This window comes from Mycobacterium sp., assembly GCF_032159775.1.
In the GTDB taxonomy this organism is placed as follows: Bacteria; Actinomycetota; Actinomycetes; order Mycobacteriales; family Mycobacteriaceae; genus Mycobacterium.
The window spans coordinates 1-16,920 of sequence record NZ_JAVHWK010000181.1 but is presented as its reverse complement, the minus strand read 5'-3'; the positions used below and the strand labels follow the sequence as shown (position 1 = coordinate 16,920).

General features: G+C 66.0%; 19 protein-coding genes. 10 read left to right on the top strand and 9 right to left on the bottom strand.

The window, feature by feature from the left end; genetic code table 11:
- Positions 1 to 26 precede the first annotated feature (26 nt).
- Complete coding sequence (gene lysA / locus QOJ24_RS23845; protein WP_526265801.1) at positions 27 to 1,364, bottom strand: diaminopimelate decarboxylase; 1,338 nt, start codon at positions 1,362 to 1,364, stop codon at positions 27 to 29.
- On the opposite strand from lysA, the gene QOJ24_RS23840 reads away from it, so the two are divergent.
- Positions 1,363 to 2,565: an MFS transporter gene (locus QOJ24_RS23840; protein ID WP_526265799.1), complete on the top strand. Its 1,203-nt coding sequence runs from the start codon at positions 1,363 to 1,365 to the stop codon at positions 2,563 to 2,565. The two genes, lysA and QOJ24_RS23840, sit on opposite strands and share 2 nt — an antisense overlap.
- Here the strand turns inward: QOJ24_RS23840 and QOJ24_RS23835 are convergent.
- Genes QOJ24_RS23835 through QOJ24_RS23820 form a run of 4 tightly spaced genes read right to left on the bottom strand, consistent with a single transcriptional unit; the run spans position 2,537 to position 4,730 of the window.
- Positions 2,537 to 2,860 carry a DMT family transporter gene (locus QOJ24_RS23835; RefSeq protein ID WP_526265797.1) on the bottom strand — a complete coding sequence of 108 codons (324 nt, stop codon included), beginning with the start codon at positions 2,858 to 2,860 and terminating at the stop codon, positions 2,537 to 2,539. The two genes, QOJ24_RS23840 and QOJ24_RS23835, sit on opposite strands and share 29 nt — an antisense overlap.
- Entirely contained in the window at positions 2,860 to 3,192 is a 333-nt protein-coding gene (locus QOJ24_RS23830) for a DMT family transporter (RefSeq protein WP_526265795.1), read from the bottom strand. Before QOJ24_RS23830 ends, QOJ24_RS23835 begins: the two co-directional genes overlap by 1 nt.
- A gap of 9 nt (positions 3,193 to 3,201) precedes the next feature.
- On the bottom strand, positions 3,202 to 3,825 hold the full coding sequence (locus QOJ24_RS23825) for a TetR/AcrR family transcriptional regulator (protein ID WP_526265793.1): 624 nt from the start codon (positions 3,823 to 3,825) through the stop codon (positions 3,202 to 3,204).
- The gene (locus QOJ24_RS23820) at positions 3,822 to 4,730 is read right to left on the bottom strand and encodes an oxygenase MpaB family protein (RefSeq protein WP_526265791.1); all 909 of its coding nucleotides are present in this window, start codon (positions 4,728 to 4,730) and stop codon (positions 3,822 to 3,824) included. Before QOJ24_RS23820 ends, QOJ24_RS23825 begins: the two co-directional genes overlap by 4 nt.
- A gap of 103 nt (positions 4,731 to 4,833) precedes the next feature.
- Here QOJ24_RS23820 and QOJ24_RS23815 point away from each other — a divergent pair, with 103 nt between their 5' ends.
- Complete coding sequence (locus tag QOJ24_RS23815; RefSeq protein ID WP_526265789.1) at positions 4,834 to 6,381, top strand: carboxylesterase/lipase family protein; 1,548 nt, start codon at positions 4,834 to 4,836, stop codon at positions 6,379 to 6,381.
- 82 nt (positions 6,382 to 6,463) lie between these two features.
- Positions 6,464 to 7,351: a sterol desaturase family protein gene (locus tag QOJ24_RS23810; RefSeq protein ID WP_526265850.1), complete on the top strand. Its 888-nt coding sequence runs from the start codon at positions 6,464 to 6,466 to the stop codon at positions 7,349 to 7,351.
- Here the strand turns inward: QOJ24_RS23810 and QOJ24_RS23805 are convergent.
- Positions 7,344 to 7,541 (bottom strand): hypothetical protein, encoded by a 198-nt coding sequence (locus tag QOJ24_RS23805; protein WP_526265787.1) that lies wholly within the window; start codon positions 7,539 to 7,541, stop codon positions 7,344 to 7,346. The genes QOJ24_RS23810 and QOJ24_RS23805 overlap by 8 nt on opposite strands.
- 237 nt (positions 7,542 to 7,778) lie before the next feature.
- On the opposite strand from QOJ24_RS23805, the gene QOJ24_RS23800 reads away from it, so the two are divergent.
- The 7 genes from QOJ24_RS23800 (at position 7,779) to QOJ24_RS23770 (ending at position 13,793) form a co-directional block, all read left to right on the top strand.
- The gene (locus QOJ24_RS23800; protein ID WP_526265785.1) at positions 7,779 to 9,185 is read left to right on the top strand and encodes an NAD(P)/FAD-dependent oxidoreductase; all 1,407 of its coding nucleotides are present in this window, start codon (positions 7,779 to 7,781) and stop codon (positions 9,183 to 9,185) included.
- Positions 9,186 to 9,336: 151 nt separating this feature from the next.
- A complete protein-coding gene (locus QOJ24_RS23795; protein WP_526265783.1) occupies positions 9,337 to 9,981 on the top strand; it encodes a LysM peptidoglycan-binding domain-containing protein in 645 nt (214 codons plus the stop codon).
- Positions 9,982 to 10,081: 100 nt separating this feature from the next.
- Positions 10,082 to 10,777, top strand: coding sequence for an Rv1815 family serine proteinase (locus QOJ24_RS23790; RefSeq protein ID WP_526265781.1), 696 nt, complete (start codon positions 10,082 to 10,084; stop codon positions 10,775 to 10,777).
- Between the two features lie 54 nt (positions 10,778 to 10,831).
- Positions 10,832 to 11,170, top strand: a complete 339-nt coding sequence (locus QOJ24_RS23785) for an ArsR/SmtB family transcription factor (protein ID WP_526265779.1) — start codon at positions 10,832 to 10,834, stop codon at positions 11,168 to 11,170.
- Positions 11,167 to 11,796, top strand: coding sequence for an SRPBCC family protein (locus tag QOJ24_RS23780; RefSeq protein ID WP_526265777.1), 630 nt, complete (start codon positions 11,167 to 11,169; stop codon positions 11,794 to 11,796). The genes QOJ24_RS23785 and QOJ24_RS23780 overlap by 4 nt, the downstream gene beginning before the upstream one ends.
- A gap of 45 nt (positions 11,797 to 11,841) precedes the next feature.
- Entirely contained in the window at positions 11,842 to 12,315 is a 474-nt protein-coding gene (locus QOJ24_RS23775; RefSeq protein ID WP_526265775.1) for a VOC family protein, read from the top strand.
- Complete coding sequence (locus tag QOJ24_RS23770) at positions 12,312 to 13,793, top strand: FAD-binding protein (RefSeq protein WP_526265773.1); 1,482 nt, start codon at positions 12,312 to 12,314, stop codon at positions 13,791 to 13,793. Before QOJ24_RS23775 ends, QOJ24_RS23770 begins: the two co-directional genes overlap by 4 nt.
- Here QOJ24_RS23770 and QOJ24_RS23765 read toward each other — a convergent pair.
- The 3 genes from QOJ24_RS23765 to QOJ24_RS23755 form a co-directional block, all read right to left on the bottom strand.
- Positions 13,790 to 14,275, bottom strand: coding sequence for a cupin domain-containing protein (locus QOJ24_RS23765; protein ID WP_526265771.1), 486 nt, complete (start codon positions 14,273 to 14,275; stop codon positions 13,790 to 13,792). The genes QOJ24_RS23770 and QOJ24_RS23765 overlap by 4 nt on opposite strands.
- Before the next feature lie 53 nt (positions 14,276 to 14,328).
- The gene (locus QOJ24_RS23760) at positions 14,329 to 15,408 is read right to left on the bottom strand and encodes an alpha/beta fold hydrolase (RefSeq protein WP_526265769.1); all 1,080 of its coding nucleotides are present in this window, start codon (positions 15,406 to 15,408) and stop codon (positions 14,329 to 14,331) included.
- A gap of 48 nt (positions 15,409 to 15,456) precedes the next feature.
- Positions 15,457 to 16,920 (bottom strand): ABC transporter ATP-binding protein/permease (locus QOJ24_RS23755; protein WP_526265767.1); only part of this gene is annotated, 1,464 nt, incomplete at its 5' end.

Genomic DNA, 16,920 nt, shown 5'->3' with positions numbered 1-16,920 from the left:
GTCATCTTGCCTGCTTCGCGCCGATCTCAACCGACATCGCGGCTCAACAGGTCGTCCCAGGTGTCCCGACGCACCACCAGGCGGGCCTCGCCGTCACGGGCGAATACCACGGGCACGCGGCGAGCCCCGTTGTACTGGTTGGACATCGTGTAGCAGTAGGCGCCCGTGACGGGCAGCGCGAGCAGATCACCGATCGCGGGCTCGCGCAACGCGATCTGGTCGATGAGTTCGTCGCCGGATTCGCAGTGCCGCCCCACAACGCTGACCGTCTCGCCGCTGCCGCCGACCCGACCTACCATCGTCGCCTCGAATCGCTGTCCGGTCAGCGACACCTCGAGGTTGTCACCCATTCCGCCGTCGACCGCGACATGCGTGACGACACCGCGCTTGATGGTCGTGACGCGGTACACCGTGCACGCGGCGGTGGCGACCATGCTGCGACCCGGCTCGACGATGATGCGGCTGCCCTCGGGTAGAAGCGCGCGTGCCTGGGCCACCATCGCCTCGGCGTACTCGTCGAGCGTGGGCGACTGCTCGTCATAGGTGTAGCGGACGCCGAGTCCGCCGCCGAGATCGTAGGTGTCGAATGTGCCGAGCTTCGCGATCGGTTCTACGGCGGCGGCCAGCTGGTCGACGTTGAGCAGCTGCGACCCGACATGGGTATGGACGCCGTCCAGCGCCAAGACGGCGCTTCGCCCGATCCGCGCGATCGCATCTCTGGCGTCGTCGGGCATCAGGCCGAACTTGGAACCGGCGTGCCCGGTCGCCTGAGACGCGTGGGTGACGGCCTCGACACCGGGAATGACCCGGACCAGGCAGCGCTGCGTGCGACCGTGCGGCACGATGCGTTCCAGCCGGTCGATGTCGTCGAAGTTGTCGATGACGACGAGCCCGAGTCCGTGCTTGACCGCCAGCTCGAGCTCCTCGTCGGTCTTGGCGTTGCCGTGCAAGACCAGTCGGTCCGGATCGGCACCCGCCTTGATAGCGGTGAGTATCTCGCCGCCGCCCGCCACGTCGAGATGGAGACCTTCTTGCACCATCACGCGCTGAACCGCGGTGCAGGGGAACGATTTCGACGCGAAGGCCACGTCCGCGCGCGGCCAGCGGCTACGGAACACGTCGAGATAGTCGCGCGCGCGATTCCGCAGCGCGTCCTCGGCGACCACGATGGCGGGGGTGCCGAACTCGCCGGCCACGTCATCGAGCCGGCACCCGCCCACCATGAGGGTGCCGTCGTCATCGGTTCGGGATCCCGGCGGGAACAGGCTCAGCAGGTCTTCTGCGGTGGGCTGGGTGTGCATCGCCCCAGCGTCCCACTCCGCCGCGTCGGCGGTGGGCGACTCGTCGGTAACGTCGGTGCCCATGGCGCCCCGACGGTTCGACGACGTCAGCGTCGCGGTGGGTGACCGGCGGGCCAGGGTCGCGGTCGCCGCGTTGTTCCTGACGAACGGCGCGCTGTTCGCCAATTTGTTGCCTCGTTACCCCGAGATCAAGGCCGACCTGGCGCTGTCCAACTCGGCGTACGGCATCGCGATTGCGGCGTTCTCGGCTGGCGCGCTGGTCGCCGGGCCTGCGGCGGCCGCAGTGATCCGGCGTTTGCGCTCCGCTGTCGCCGCGGTCGCCGGGAGCATTGGCATCGCGGTCTTCTTGTTCGCCGCCTCGCTTGCACCGTCGGCCGTCGCACTTGCCGCGGCTCTCTTCATCGCCGGCGCGTTCGATGCGATCACCGACGTCGGACAGAACGCTCACGCCTTGCGTCTCCAACGCAACTACGGCCGCTCGATCATCAACTCCCTGCACGCGGTGTGGTCGGCCGGGGCGGTGCTCGGCGGCGCGATGGGTGCGGCCGCGATCGCGCTGGGCATCCCGCGCACGACACATCTGGCGGTGTCGGCGGTGTTGTTCAGCGCCGTGGTGCTCACGGCCTACCCGTTTCTGCTCCGCGGCAAGGACACCGACGATCACCCGTCGACGCGGGCGGGCGTTGTCGGGCGGCCGGGGTTCGGTGTCTACGCGACGCTCATCGCGCTGGTCTTCATCGCGATCGCCGGGGCGGTGGTCGAAGATGCCGCAAGTTCCTGGGCAGGAGTCTATTTGCGGGACAGTCTCAGTACACCCGGCGCCATCGCCGCCTTGGGTTACATCGCGATGGTGGCATTCCAATTCATCGGCCGGCTGTTCGGCGACCGGCTCGTCGACCGGTTCGGCGAGCGCACGGTGGCCAGGGTGGGCGGACTCATCACCGCCGTCGGAATGGGCACGGCGCTGGCTTTTCCCAGTGTGCCCGGCACCGTCGCGGGGTTCGCCGCCGCCGGATTCGGCGTGGCCACACTGGTGCCTGCGGCAATGCACGCCGCGGATCAGCTGCCGGGTCTTCGGGCCGGTACCGGGTTGATGGTGGTGTCGTGGTTGCTGCGCGTCGGGTCGGTCTCGTCGCCCCCGCTCGTCGGGTTGGTCGCCGATGCGACGAGCCTTCGGGTCGGGCTGCTGGCGGTGCCGATCGCGGGTGTCGCCGCGATGGCGCTCGCCGTTGCCCTCAACCCGCGGCGCCCGCCATCTCGATAGTCAGCACCCCCGCCACGATCAACGCGATGCCCAACCCCATCAACCAGGTCAGCGGTTCGCGGAAGAGGAGCCTCGCGGCGACCGCGACCAGTGCCACGCCGCACGCGGTCCAGATGCCGTATGCGATGCCGACGTGCATGCCCAGCGTCAGCGTCAGCCACAGAAGGTAGAACGACACCAGGTATCCAACCGTGACGGGGAAGATCCAGATCCGCTTGCGAAAACCTTCCGATGCCCGCAGCGCGATCGTGGCGAGCACTTCGAATCCGATGGCGCCCGCAAGCGCGGCCCACATCACGGCGCCACCTTGTGCCTAGATCCCAATTCGACGAGCAGTACTCCGGCGATGATCAGCCCGATGCCAACGGCGATGGGCCAGGTGAACGGGTCACCGAAGATGGCGGCGGCCAGCACAGCGGTGCCGACGGTGCCCAGCGCCCCCCAGATTCCGTAGGCGACCCCGATGGATAGACCGGTGCGAAGCACCAACGTGAGCAACACGAAGGCACCGGTGTAACCCGCCACGACCGCGATCAGCCAAGCCGAATGGTCTTGGGAGGCACGCAGAGACAGAGTGGCCGCCACCTCGACGACGATCGCCGTGCCGAGCAGCACCCATTTCCGCACGCCTACAAGCTAACCGACGGCGCGCTCCACCATCGGCGTCAGGACCTCGTGGGCGAATCGCCGGAGTTCGGCGTCGTCGCCGAAATCGGGGTCGGGGGGCGGCATCGAGAGATAGGTGAAGAACAGCCGCGCGAACACGTCTGCCACCCAACGCACCCGCTGTGACGGCCGGCCGGTCGCCTCGCCGTGGATGTAGTTGGCGATGAACGCCGAGCCCATCGTCACAAGGCCGACGGAGTCGGCGATCGGGGAGGGTTCGCTCTGGGCGGCCCTGCGCAGGATCGGATGCTCGCGCGCGAACGAGACCGCGGCGATGAAGGCCTCCGCGACGCCCTCCTGCGGGTCCTCGACGCGTTCGATCGCGTCGGCGACGGCGCCGAGAAAGCGCTGTGTCTCGCGGCGCACCAGAGCCTCAACCAGATCGTCCCGGCGCGGGTACCGGCGATATGCCGTCATCCGCGCGACACCGGCGCGGCGAACCACATCCTCGACCGTAATACGTTGCAGCCCAACGGCTGCCGCCTCGGTCAGCGCGGCATCGAGGATGCGCTGGCTTGTCCTGTCGGCCGCCTCGTCGACCCGTCCGCCTGCGCTTGCCCCACCGACGACCTCGATGAGCTGGGCATCGATCACGACGTGCCAACTCTCGGCCGCACCGCACCTGCCGCGCGCTGCTGAGCCAGTTGCAGATAGCGCGGAACGCCGAGCGCCCAGCGCAACCGTTGTGCATCGAGGCGCAGCATCGGCCCGGCCAATGCCCTTGTCGCCATCGACGGCCGGTCGTAGCCGATGAGCTCCTGCGCCCACTTCGGCGCCCTGCTCATGCCCGCGTAAATGGTGAACCTGTGCAATTGCCGATCGACCCGCTCGGGGAGGTCGGGGAAGAACGGCGATGTCATCAGAAAGTCGATGAACTGCCGGGTCTGCGCGTTGACCGAGAGACGCGGACGCATCTCCTCCACATACTCGCCGAGTTCGGCTGCCGTCTCGGGCACCCATTCGGCGCCGCCCATCCGGCCGATCACCGCCTGCTCCGTGAGGTAGCGATCCTTTTCCCGTTGCGACAGCGGTCTTTTCGTCTCTTCGAAGACCCGCAGGATCATCCACGGAATGCATGTGTGCACCCATGCGATGAGTTCCGGGTCGAGCGCGCGGTAGGGGACACCGTCCGGGCGGGTGCCGTTGACGAACGAATGCACATGCTTGACGCGGTCGATCACGGCGGTGGCGGCCTCCGTGTTGCCGAAGGTAGTGGCCAGTACATAGCCGAGGGTGGCACGGGCCCGCGCAAAGGGGTCCTGCTGATAGTTCGACAGGTCCTGGACTCCCGCGATGACCGAGGGGTGCAGGATCTCGAGCACGATCGCGGGCAATCCGGCCTGCGCCACCGAGGCGAGATCGGCGTTGATCTCCCACGACATGCTGCCGGGCCCGATCAGCCCGGGGTCACCCGGCGGGCCACCGTAGACCGCTGGATCGTCGTGGCGACCGGCACCCTTTTCGAACTCATCGACCATCCAGCGACGAAGAGCGTTCATTTGACCGTCCTTTGGTATGAATGTTACATTCGCAGTCTTGGATATACCATTCCGTGTCGCCCATGCCGTGTCAATGGCCGTCGGCCGGGTAGCCTGTCGACTGATGGCACGCGACAACACCCTGGTAGAAACCTCGAACGGACCCGTCCAGGGCTTCGATGACGGGCGAGTCACCGCGTGGAAGGGCGTGCGATACGCCGCGCCGCCGGTCGGCGACCTGAGGTGGCGGGCACCCGAGCCACCGCGCAGCTGGACCGCCGTCGCCGACGCCACCAGATACGGCCCGGTCTGTCCGCAGCCGGTCGACCCCAGGATCCCGATCGACCTCGGAGCGCCCCAAGGCGAGGACTGCCTGACCCTCAACGTCTGGGCGTCCTCCGACACCGCGGCGGGCGACGGGAAGCCGGTGATGGTCTGGGTGCACGGCGGGGCGTACATCATCGGCTCGGCGAGCCAGCCACTGTACGACGGGCGGGCGCTGACCGCCGGCGGCGAAGCGGTCGTCGTCACCGTGAACTATCGGGTCGGCGGACTGGGATTCCTGGACCTGACCGAATTTGACACTCCGCGGCGCCGGTTCGACTCCAATCTCGGTCTACGTGACGTGCTTGCGGCGCTGCGCTGGGTGCAGGACAACATCGCCGCGTTCGGCGGAGACCCCGACCGTGTCACGCTGTTCGGCGAATCGGCTGGCGCGGGCATCATCACCACGCTGCTCACCAGCCCGGCGGCCGAGGGTCTTTTCTCGGCCGCGATCGCGCAAAGCTCGCCCGCCACATCGGTTTACGACGTCACCCGGGCCCACGGCATCACCCGCCTGGTCCTGGACAAGCTGGGCATGACGGCATCTGACGTCGACCGACTGCCCGACGTTCCCACCGACGTCATCGTCGCGGCCGCCACCGACGTCTTCTACGACGTGCCCGTGCGCAACCCCGGCACGCTGGCGTTCGCGCCGATCGTCGACGGCGACATCGTGCCCGACTATCCGGTGAAGCTCGCCCGCGAGGGTCGCAGCCATCCCGTCCCGTTGATCATCGGCACCAACAAGCACGAAGCGGCATTGTTCAAGTGGATGAAGTCGCCGCTGATGCCCATTACGCCGGAGGCGATCAACGCGATGTTCACCGAGATCGCCGCCGAGCAGCCGATGCTGGAACTGCCCACCGAGGACAAGATCGGAACGGCCTACGCCGGCCTGCGCGGGAAGGCCCGCGGGATGGGTGTCGCCCGCGACGTCGGGTTCCGGATGCCCTCGGTGTGGCTGGCCGAAGGACACAGCGCCGTCGCACCCGTTTATCTGTACCGGTTCGACTTCGCCACCCCGATGCTCAAGCTACTGCGCATCGCCGCCGCGCACGCCACCGAGTTGCCCTTCGTCTGGGGCAACCTCGTTACCGGCCCGAAGGATCCGACATTCAAGCTGGGCGGCCTCAAGACCGGGGCGGTGGTGTCGGAGCGCATCAGGACCCGCTGGCTGAACTTCGCCTGCCACGGCGAGCCGACCGGCCTGCCCGGTGAGCCCGAGTGGCCGCCCTACACCGAACCCGACCGCGCGTGCCTGCTGATCGACCGGCAGGACGACGTCGCCGGCGACATCGATACGCATATCCGCGCCACCTGGGGCACCCAGGTGCTCAACTTCCGGTAGCCGGAACCGGCCTCGCTAGAATCTCCCCGGAGGTGTCGCTGTGGACTGGGTGAAGGCGTGGGAGCACGTGCTGCCGCCGCTGATGCACGACCCCGTGACTTTCGCCGTTCCGTTCTTTCTGGTCCTCCTGATCATCGAGTGGGCCGCCGCGCGCAAGCTCGCCCACTCCGAGGACGAGCCTCCAGCCTCGGGCGCCTACCTGAGACCCGACGCATGGGCCAGCATCTGGATGGGCGTGGTCTCGGTCGGCACCAGTGCGGTGATGAACGGGATTGCGCTGTTCGGCTATGCCGCGCTGTACGTCTACGTCGCGCCATGGCATCTGCCTGACAACGCTTGGTACACGTGGGTGATCGCCATCGTCGGCGTGGACTTCTTGTACTACTGGTATCACCGGATGGCCCATCGCGTCCGCATCTTCTGGGCGACGCACCAGGCGCACCATTCCAGCCAGTACTTCAACCTGGCGACTGCGGTAAGGCAGAAGTGGAACATCAGCGGCGACGTCTTCCTGCGCGCCCTGCTTCCGCTGTTCGGCGTGCCGCCCTGGATGGTGTTCGCCAGCTTCTCCATCAACCTGATCTACCAATACTGGATCCACACCGAGCGGATCGGCAAGCTCTGGCGGCCAATCGAATTCGTCTTCAACACACCGTCGCACCACCGGGTGCATCACGGCATGGACGAGATCTACCTCGACAGGAACTACGGCGGCATCCTGATCATCTGGGATCGGATGTTCCGCAGCTTCCAGGCCGAAGAGTTCCGACCGCACTACGGCCTGACCAAACAGGTGGACACTTACAACATCTGGAAGCTGCAGACCCACGAATACGTCGCGATCGCGCGGGACCTCCGCGCCGCGCGTCGGTGGCGAGACCGGCTCGGCTTCGTCTTCGGCCCGCCCGGCTGGCAGCCACGACAGTCGGTGCAGCCCGACATCCCGGCGCCGGTCACCGCGTCTAAGTAGCGCTGCGTCGGAACACCGGTGCCCGACCCGCTATGGCGTCCATGACCCACTGCAGCGCAGCCCGATTCGCTTCGGCCCTGGTCATATCCGAGCCGTCGATGATGCCGATCCGCCATTCGTCGGCAGGCATGCTCGTCAGACGTGCCCATCGCATATCCGACCAATTGCCGGTGCTCAGCACGTGCGGCATATGCCTGGGGTCGCGGGCGTGTTGCCGCATCCAGTCGTCGGGGGATCGGGTACCGCACCGAGTTGGCGCAGCTCGACAGCCGTCACGGCAGACTGGAGTTTGGCTGCGATCGCCGTCCGGACCGACGTCTTGCCCGCGCAACTGGCGCCGGAAATGAGAAGCAGCACGGCACTAATCATCGCGGCGCCCGCAATCGATTCAGCGGCGCGGGCCGCACCCACCCCGTAGTGTCGCGGTGTGAAGACGGTGTTCGATTCCCACGTCGATCCAGGGCTCGTCGAACGGTCTCTTTCGGCGAGCTCGTTTCATTCGGTGTGGCTGGACATACCGCGGACCTCCTACGACGCCCTTTCGGATTCGGTCACCGCGGACCTGCTGGTGGTCGGCGCAGGCTATACCGGTCTGTGGACGGCATTGCATGCCGCACAGCGCAATCCGGGCCAGAAGATCGTCGTGGTCGATGCCGGCCGGGTCGGATGGGCGGCATCGGGGCGTAACGGCGGCTTCGTCGACGCCAGCCTGACCCACGGCCGGGCGAACGGAAAGGCTCGCTGGCCCAACGAAATCGAGACGCTCGAGGAGATGGGCCGGGAGAACCTCGATGGCATGCAGGACGACATCATGCGGCTCGGCCTCGACGTTGAATGGCAGCGCACCGGGATGCTCGCCGTGGCCACCGAAGCACATCAGGTGGCCTGGCTGCGGGAGGCGGCCGACGACGGCGAGGGCCGGTTCATGGCACAGGACGAGGTGCGCGCCGAGGTGGCGTCGCCGACATACCTGGCGGGACTGTTCAGCCCCGACACCTTGGCCATCGTCCATCCTGGCAAGCTTGCGATCGAACTCGCCCGCGCCTGCGTCGAGGCAGGCGTGGCAATCTTCGAGAAGACGAACGTCACGTCGATCGACAGCTCAGGTCCGGCCGTCCGGTTCGCGGCGGGCCACGGGACAGTCACCGCCGATCGCGCGGTGCTTGCCACGAACGTCTTTCCGAGCCTGATCATGCGCAACCGGCTGCAGACAGTGCCGGTGTATGACTACGTGCTGGCCACCGAGCCACTCACCGATGCCCAACTCGACCGCATCGGTTGGGCGAACCGTCAGGGAATCGGCGACTCCGCCAACCAGTTTCACTATTACCGGCTCAGCGCCGACAACCGCATCGTGTGGGGCGGCTACGACGCCGTCTACAAGTTCGGTCGCATGGTGAAGCCCGCCTACGAGGACAGGCCCGCCAGCTATCGTCGGCTCGCAGCGCATTTCTTCATCACCTTCCCCCAACTCGATGACGTCCGGTTCAGCCACCGCTGGGCCGGCGCGATCGACACCAACACCCGGTTCTGTGCGCATTGGGGCCTGGCGCACGGCGGCCGGGTGACTTACGCCAACGGCTTCACCGGGCTGGGTGTCGGCGCGGCGCGCTTCGCCGCCGATGTCTGCCTCGACCTGCTCGACGGTCGGCCGACAGCGCGCACCGAACTGGAGATGGTGCGCAAGCGCCCGTTGCCTTTCCCGCCTGAGCCGTTGGCCAGCATCGGAATCCAGGCGACCCGATGGTCACTCGACCGCGCCGACCACTCTGCCGGGCGGCGCAATCTGTTGCTCCGCACGCTCGATGGACTCGGGCTCGGCTTCGATTCCTGAACGTGCACTGATCGTTCACATGCCGTTTGGATGGGCGCGATCCGAACCGCCCACGTGCCCAACCCAGATCAGTAAGCTCACCGGCGCGGGGTTCGGGGAATAGACGTCTGGCCGACACGGCGGGATGTCGCCTTCAGAAAGGGACAATCACGTGACTGACAGGCTCGCCATAGGCGAGAAGCTCGAACGTGGGCAATCGCTGACGTCGAGGAACGGGGCCTACACGCTGACCCTGCAGGACGACGGCAACCTGGTGCTGTACTCGGGTAGTGATGCGGTGTGGTCGACCGGCACCAACGGTCAGGACGCTCAGCGCCTCGAAGTGCAGAAGGACGGCAATGTCGTGCTCTACACGTCGGACAAACCCATCTGGCACACCGACACCGAGGGCGCCAAGGATGTGCGTCTCATCTTGCAGGACGACCGCAACGTCGTGGTGTACGGATTCGACGGCGTCGCATGGGCGTCGGGCACCAACACCGACGAGGTTTCGCCACCACCACCGCCAATGGTTGGTGACGCCGCGGCACCCGAGGCGGCGCCCGAAGTCGCACCCGCCGCTGTCGAAGAGCCGCTGCCGCCTGCCGAGGCTCCGGCCCCGCCACCACCGCCGCCTCCGCCACCACCGCCTCCGCCACCCGCACCTCGCACCCACACAGTGGTTTCCGGCGACACGTTGTGGGCCATCGCGGAGCGCTTCTACGGCGACGGCAGCAAGTATCAGCGCATCGCCGACGCCAGTGGGATCAGCAACCCTGACCTCATACATCCCGGACAGGTGTTGACCATTCCGTAGCTGACGACGACGCGGGCAGCCTGGGCGCTTAGCCCGGGCTGCCTTGCTGTGTGCCCGCGCGCCGGTAGGGTAGGGGCCCACTGACCCCAAGGAATCGGAGATGACGTTGCGCCGACAATGGTTGCGCTCACTGGCCGTGGCGGCGATCGCGCCGATCTTTGCGCTGACCATGCCAGCGGCGCCGGCACATGCCACTCCCGGCGTCCTCGTCTACCCGGGAATGGAGATCCACCAGGGTTCCAACGTGTGCACACTCGGATTCGTCGATCCGGGCGCACGCACGGCGTTCACCGCGGGTCACTGCCGCGGTGACGGGCCGGTGGTGGACAGGGTGGGCTACCCGATCGGTGCCCTGGCAGTGTTCCGGGACAACACCCCCGACGGGGCCACGGTGGCCACCGATCACATGATCTCCGACTGGGAGGCCATCAGTCTGGCACCAGACGTCGAGATCAACGACGTCCTGCCCGGTGGACGCGTCCTGGTCTCCGATGCGGGCATCGTGCCGACACCTGGCCTCGGGGTCTGTCACTTCGGTGTCATCACGGGAGAGAGCTGCGGCAACATCGAATCCGTCAACAACGGCTGGTTCACGATGGCGAACGGCGTGGTCAGCCAGAAGGGTGACTCCGGTGGCCCGGTCTACGTCGTCACACCCGACGGCCGCGCGGCGATCGTCGGGATGTTCAACAGCACCTGGGGTAATTACCCGGCCGCGGTGTCCTGGCAGACAGCCAGCCAGCAGGCGCGCGAGGACGTCGTGCAGTCCGCCTCGGGGAACATCGCACCCGGCTGAACCGGTGTTGATTCACGCTTGACTTATATAAGCGCCAGCTTTTAGTGTCGGATGGTGCATGCATTCGACGTACTGGGTGATCCGGTCCGTAGGCGCATTCTCGAACTTCTGGCAGATGGCGAATTGGCGGCGGGCGCCATCGGAGCGACCATCCATGGCGAGTTCGACATTAGCCAGCCCGCGGTATCCCAACACTTGAAAGTGTTGCGGGACAACGGGTTCACCTCAGTGCGCCCGGATGGCCAGCGTCGGCTCTATGCCGTCGACGGGCAGGCGTTGCGCGATGTCGATGAATGGCTCGCCGGGTTCCGCCGATTTTGGACGCCACACCTCGATGCACTTGGCACCGAAGTCGCGCGCGGGAAGCGACAAAGACGTAGGAGCACACCATGATCGACGTCGAAAAGCAGATCAACGCCGTGCGGCGCACTGTGGGTGACCGAACGCTGGAGGCGGGTGAGGCCCGTGTCGTCACGATCAGCCAGTCATACGCCACCAATGCGGCAGATCTCTGGGACGCCTGCACCGACATCGACCGTATCCGTCGGTGGTTCCTGCCTATCACCGGCGACCTTCGCGTCGGCGGCCACTATGCGCTCGAGGGCAATGCCAACGGGACGATCCTGACCTGCGACCCGCCGCGCGAATTCACCGCGACGTGGGAATACGGCGGCGACGTCAGCTGGATCGAGGTGCGGATCGCCGCCGAAGGGCCAGACCGGTCTCGGTTCGAGCTCGCACACATCTCGCATGTCGACGACCGCTGGGAGCAATTCGGGCCTGGCGCAGTCGGGATGGGCTACGACGGCGCACTGGTCGGTCTGACCATCCATCTGTCGACCGGCGAGGCCGTCGACCCATCGACCGGTCAGGAATGGATGGCGTCCCAGGACGGCCGCCGGTTCATGACGCGTTCCGGTGAAGCTTGGCGCAACGCCAACGTAGCCGCTGGGGCCGACCCGGCATGGGCGAAGTCCGCCGCGGATCGCTGCCTGGCGGCCTACCTGGGGGAAAACTAGAACACGTTCTAGCCAGCGAGGCACGGCGGCGATATCCTCGTTTCGATGCATGCCCAGACACCTGTCCAGATCGCGTGGGTGACGACGGATCTCACCGCCACCGAAGAGGCCCTGACCACGTTGTTGGGCGCCAGCAAGTGGATTCGCGTGCCGGACGTGCACTTCGGCCCCGACTCGTGCACGTACCGCGGGCAACCGGCCGATTTCGTCGCCAGCATCTCGTTCAGTTACGCCGGCGACACCCAGCTCGAGCTGATCTTCCCGGTTTCGGGCGAGAGCGTCTACACCGAGTTCCTCGACCGGGCAGGCCCCGGACTGCACCACATCTGTGTGGAGGTCGACGACGTCGACGCGGCGGTCGGCACCGCAGAGGTACTGCAGCGTGGCGTCATGCCGGGCGGCATGGAGTTCGCCTACGTCACCGCGGAGGCGGCAGGGGTGCCCTATATCGAGATCGCGCACATCCCGTCCGAGATCCGGGCGTTCTTCGACTATGTGAAGCAGGAGCAGCAGCAGTGAGTACTGAGATCCCGGATACCGTCGAGGCCGCCGATGTGCCGAGTTGGTCCGACGAGGTGGACGTCGTGGTGATCGGCTTCGGCATCTCGGGCGGATCCGCTGCTGTCGCCGCCGCGGCCGATGGGGCGCGGGTTCTGGTGCTGGAGAAGGCTGCTGCCGCAGGCGGCACGAGCGCGATGGCTGGTGGCCACTTCTACCTCGGCGGCGGCACCGCCGTGCAGAAGGCGACGGGACACGACGACAGTCCCGAAGAGATGTACTCCTACCTGGTCGCCGTTTCCCCCGAGCCGGACCACGAAAAAATCCGGGCTTACTGCGACGGCAGCGTCGAGCACTTCAACTGGTTGGAGGAGTTGGGTTTTCAATTCGAGCGCAGCTTCTACCCCGGCAAAGTCGTCGTGCCGCCCGGCACCGAAGGGCTGTCCTACACGGGCAACGAGAAGGTTTTTCCGTTTACCGAGAAGGCCAAGCCCGCGCCGCGCGGCCACTCGGTTCCCGTGCCCGGCGAGCTCGGCGGTGCCGCCATGGTCATCGATCTGCTGGTGAAGCGCGCCGACGAACTCGGCGTGCAGATCCGCTACGAGACCGGCGCTACGAACCTGATCGTGGAGGACGGCGCCGTGGTGGGTGTGCGCTGGAAGCACTTCACCGAAACCGGTGCCATCAAAGCCAAGTCGGTCATCGTCGCAGCGGGCGGGTTCGCGATGAACCCGGAGATGGTCGCCGAGCACACCCCTGCGCTGGGTCAGAAGCGGCGCACCAAACATCACGGCGTCGTGGAGCCCTACATCCTCGGCAACCCGAACGACGACGGGCTCGGCATCCGAATGGGTGTGTCCGCCGGCGGAGTGGCCAAGAACTTGGACCAGATGTTCATCACCGCTGCGGCCTACCCACCGGAGATCCTGCTCACAGGAATCATCGTCAACAGGGACGGCAAGCGGTTCGTCGCCGAGGACTCCTACCACTCCCGCACCTCGGCATTCGTACTCGAGCAGCCCGACCAGATCGCCTACCTCATCGTCGACGAGGACCATATGCAGATGCCGGAGATGCCGCTGATCAAGTTCATCGACGGGTGGGAGACCGTCGATGAGATGGAAGCCGCGCTGGAGATTCCCGAAGGCAACCTGGTCGAGACCCTCGAACGGTACAACGAACACGCGGTACACGGCCAGGATCCGGACTTCCACAAACAACCGGAATACGTTGCCCCGCAGACGAAAGGACCGTGGGCGGCGTTCGATCTGTCGCTGGGTCGGGCGATGTATTCGGGGTTCACCATGGGCGGCCTCGCCGTCACCGTCGACGGCCAAGTGCTCACAGAGGACGGTAACGTGATACCCGGTCTGTACGCCGCAGGCGCCTGCGCCTCCACCATCGCCCAGGACGGCAAGGGGTATGCCAGCGGCACCCAGCTTGGCGAAGGTTCCTTCTTCGGCCGCCGCGCCGGGACCCACGCGGCGTCGCAGAGCTAGCCGCCGTCGAAGAACTTGGTGTCGTAGCGTCCGTACAGTTCGGCCCACTGCTCGCGTTCGGGAGGCGCACCCGTGCGTTCGATGATGTCCGCCAGCTCGCGGAAATATTCGGCGAACCGGGCGGGCGCGAACGTCCCGACGAAGCGCCCTGACCCGGTGCCGGCGTTTCGGAAGGTATGCGGCCGCCCTCGCGGAACGAACAAGAAGGCACCCGGTCCGGCGGTCACTTGTTCGGTGCCGAAGGTGAATTCGTATGTGCCGTCGACGATGTAAAACGTTTCGTCATGACCGTGGTGGATGTGTTGAGGAGGTCCGATGACGCCGGGTTCTGAGACATACTCGTAGAACGACAGAGCGTCACCCGTGTCGGTGCCGTCAATCTTCAGTCGCATGTGGCTGTTGCCAAGAAAGCGCAGTCGCTCGCCGCCGTCAGGCTCGAGTAGGAGATAGCCCTCGATGGGAATGGTGGTGTGGATGGTCATGCTTTGAGTATTTCCAGGAGCGCCCCCGGCCACATCCCCGAACTCGGCCAACCTCAGCCGTTCACCGACTTCGACACGACGCTGGCAAGCTGGAGGCGCGTAACTCCGAACTTCGTGTAGATCCGCTTGAGGTGCGACTCGACCGTGTGCCTGGAGAGGTGCAAGGCGTCGGCGATCGCCGGGTTCGCCATCCCCTGAGCAACGCATTCGGCGACGCGCAGTTCCGCCACGGTGAGCAGAGTCAGCGGGTCGCTCGCGGCGCGCCTGTGGCCGCGCAGCGATTCGGCGTGGCTTGTCGTGCCAACAAGGAACCGCTCGATTTCCTCGACTACGGCCGCCACGTCACCGACATAGGGGAGGTGATCGTCGCCATCCACAACTATCAAATGCGCGTCGGGAATCGCCGACGCGAGGTGCTCGCCGTTGCAGAGTGGGACGAAATGGTCACCGGCCCGGTGGAGCACAAGTGTCGGAGCGCTCACATCCGGCATGACCGAACGCGCGTCATTGCCGAGATTGAAGCGCAGGTGCGCCAGTGCGGCCCCTGGTGTGGCAGCTGTCCGCTCGAAGCGCGCCTGCGCCGCACGTGCTCGATCCGATTGTCGATGTCTCCATAACGAAGGAGCAAGGTGCTCGAGCGAATCACCTGTACCCCATCGGGTTTCGACCACCTCGGTGATCCAGCGGATTCTCGCCTCGACCTCATAGCCGCACAGGAAGTCCGCACTGCCCGATACTTTGCCTGCATGACTGCCGAGCAGCACCAGCTTCTCAACGCGGTCGGGGTGGCGGGCTGCGAACACAGCTGCCATCGTGCCGCCCTCGGAGAATCCGAGTAGCGACGCGCGCTCGACGCCGGCGGAGTCAAGCACCGCACGAATGTCGTCGATTCTCTCGTTCAGAGACATCGCCCCCATAACGCGATCCGACATGCCCGTGCCGCGCTTGTCGAACCGAATCAGCCTGGTGAACGACGCCAGCGCTTCATAGAAGCGACGCGGCAGCACCATCTCCATTTCGAGCTCGAGATGCGAAACCCAGCCGGGTATGAAGACAAGGTCGGCAGGTCCATCGCCCATGACCTGATACGCGATATGGATTTCGCCACTGCGTGCGTACTGTGTCTGCGGCACAGGATCCCCTCACCGATATGACGGCTGAGATGAGGTTAACGCAGCCAATCAGCCGACCGGTTCAAGCCGCCACGGGCCGCCGCCGAGCAGTTCGAGCCGCCGGTCGTGGTGCTGGTCGAGGGTCGGGCGGTGGCTGACGCTGACCACGATGCAGTCCGGCAGCCGGTCACGCAGCGCGCGGTACAGCGCGAACTCCTGGCCTTCGTCGATGGCCGAGGTGGCCTCGTCGAGGAACACGGCCTTCGGCTTCTTCAGCAGCACCCGGGCGAACGCGACGCGCTGCTGCTCGCCGGGCGACAGCACCTTCGCCCAGTCGTTCACCTCGTCCAGTCGGCCGCCCAGATGCCCGAGGGCGACCGTTTCCAGGGCCGACCGGATCTCGTCGTCGGAGTAGCCGCCTTCATCGTCGGGGTAGGACACAGCCCTGCGCAGATTCCCCAGGGACATGTAGGGCAGCTGGGATAAGAACATGGTGTCGTCCTGCGGGCGGCGCAACGTCCCCGACGTGAACGGCCACAGCTGCGCCAGGCTGCGCAGCAGGGTGGTCTTACCGCTGCCCGACACGCCGGAGATCACCAGTGACTGGCCCGCGTCGAGCCGCACATCGATCGGGTCGATCAGGCGTACCCCAGCAGGCGTTCGAACCTCGACCTTGTCGAGTTGGATCGAGCCATCGGTACTCGGCTCCGCGGTCAAAGACGGTAGCTCCCTTGCGTCTTCGTTCGCGACGACCAAGCCGTGCAGACGGATGATGGCGGCGCGATAGCTGGCGAACGCGTCGTAGACGGAACGGAAGAACGACAGGGAACCCTGCAACTGGTTGAAGGCGCTCGCCGATTGCGTGACGTCGCCGAACTGAATCTGACCGGCGAACAGTCGCGGCGCCTGGATGATCGTCGGCAGTGGATCGACGATGTCGTTCATCGACCTGTTCCAGCCGAGGAACGCGATGTTCCGTCGGACGAACGCCCGGTAATTGGCGATGATCGCCGCGAACCTGGCCATCAGCTCACTGCGTTCGGCACGCTCGCCGCGATACAGGCCGATGGCCTCGCCGGCGTCGCGCAACCGCACCAGCGCATAGCGGAATGCGGCGTTGGTTGACTCGTTGCGGAAGGAAAGCCGGATCAGCGGGCGACCGATCCAGAACGCGATCACCGTTGTGGCAGCCACGAACAGCAACGCAATCCAAAACAGTGCCTTGGGAATTGTGAGTCCGAAAATGGGCAGCGGGCCGGACAGGTTCCATAGGATCGGGGTGAACTCGACCACCGAAACGATCGCGAAAACCGTTCCGAATAGCAAAGTCTGGGCAGTGCTGACGGTCGGCGTGTTCGTTTCCGGTCCGGTCCCCGTGGTGAATATGTCGATGTCCTGCTGGATGCGCTGGTCCGCGTTGTCGATGGGCGCATCGATGAACCGCGACCGGTAGTAGGCGTCCCCGTCGAGCCAGTCACCGGTCAGGCGATGTGTGAGCCACACCCGCCACCTGATGATGAAGCGCTGCATCAG

Bases quoted from the DNA above. Each gene is read 5' to 3' on its own strand.
- lysA (WP_526265801.1), bottom strand. From the start codon at position 1,364: ATGGGCACCGACGTTACCGACGAGTCGCCCACCGCCGACGCGGCGGAG.
- QOJ24_RS23790 (WP_526265781.1), top strand. From the start codon at position 10,082: ATGACGTTGCGCCGACAATGGTTGCGCTCACTGGCCGTGGCGGCGATC.
- QOJ24_RS23780 (WP_526265777.1), top strand. From the start codon at position 11,167: ATGATCGACGTCGAAAAGCAGATCAACGCCGTGCGGCGCACTGTGGGT.
- QOJ24_RS23815 (WP_526265789.1), top strand. From the start codon at position 4,834: ATGGCACGCGACAACACCCTGGTAGAAACCTCGAACGGACCCGTCCAG.
- QOJ24_RS23820 (WP_526265791.1), bottom strand. From the start codon at position 4,730: ATGAACGCTCTTCGTCGCTGGATGGTCGATGAGTTCGAAAAGGGTGCC.
- QOJ24_RS23810 (WP_526265850.1), top strand. From the start codon at position 6,464: ATGCACGACCCCGTGACTTTCGCCGTTCCGTTCTTTCTGGTCCTCCTG.
- QOJ24_RS23835 (WP_526265797.1), bottom strand. From the start codon at position 2,860: ATGTGGGCCGCGCTTGCGGGCGCCATCGGATTCGAAGTGCTCGCCACG.
- QOJ24_RS23840 (WP_526265799.1), top strand. From the start codon at position 1,363: ATGGCGCCCCGACGGTTCGACGACGTCAGCGTCGCGGTGGGTGACCGG.
- QOJ24_RS23765 (WP_526265771.1), bottom strand. From the start codon at position 14,275: ATGACCATCCACACCACCATTCCCATCGAGGGCTATCTCCTACTCGAG.
- QOJ24_RS23775 (WP_526265775.1), top strand. From the start codon at position 11,842: ATGCATGCCCAGACACCTGTCCAGATCGCGTGGGTGACGACGGATCTC.
- QOJ24_RS23805 (WP_526265787.1), bottom strand. From the start codon at position 7,541: ATGCCGCACGTGCTGAGCACCGGCAATTGGTCGGATATGCGATGGGCA.